The sequence below is a fragment of the Sphingomonas sp. Sph1(2015) genome (genome assembly GCF_001970915.1).
In the GTDB taxonomy this organism is placed as follows: domain Bacteria; phylum Pseudomonadota; class Alphaproteobacteria; order Sphingomonadales; family Sphingomonadaceae; genus Sphingomonas; species Sphingomonas parapaucimobilis.
Genome location: NZ_MQUI01000116.1, coordinates 1 through 699 on the forward strand (window position 1 = coordinate 1; position 699 = coordinate 699).

A 699-nucleotide genomic window follows, 5' to 3' on the forward strand; every position below is an offset into this window, starting at 1 on the left:
CGAGCGCGCGCTGAATGCCGAGATGGATCATCACCTGGCCGGGGAAGACGGAGCCGGAAACTCCCGCAACGGCTACGGTCGGAAGACGATAACGACCGATACCGGCAAGCTGGCGATCGACGTGCCGCGCGACCGGCAGGCGAGCTTCGATCCGCAGCTGATCGCCAAATACCAGCGACGTTTTCCCGGCTTCGACGAGAAGATCGTGTCGATGTACGCGCGCGGCATGAGCACCCGCGAGATCACCGGGCACCTGCACGACCTGTACGGCATCGAGGTGTCGCCTGACCTGATCTCGACGGTGACCGACGCGGTGCTCGACGAGGTGGCGATCTGGCAGCAGCGGCCGCTGGATCCGGTCTATCCGCTCGTCTTTTTCGACGCCTTGCGGGTGAAGATCCGCGACGAGGGCATGGTGCGCAACAAGGCGATCCATATCGCCCTGGGCGTCCGTGCAGCCTGCCCCCGCGAAGGCGGGGGGTGCCAAGGAGGTGCTGGGCCTGTGGCTGGAGCAGAACGAGGGCGCCAAATTCTGGCTCAGGGTCATGAACGAGCTGCGCAACCGCGGCACCGAAGACATCCTGCTTGCCGTCGTCGATGGCTTGAAGGGGTTCCCGGAAGCGATCACGGCGCTCGCCTATGATCGATCCCCCGGATCGATCATCAAACGGCTCGCTCCCCGACGCCGTGGTTCAGACC

1 pseudogene is annotated in these 699 nt (G+C 64.9%); it reads left to right on the top strand.

The features are described 5' to 3' along the window. A pseudogene (locus BSZ14_RS18785) lies at positions 1-699 on the top strand (IS256 family transposase); the annotation flags it as partial.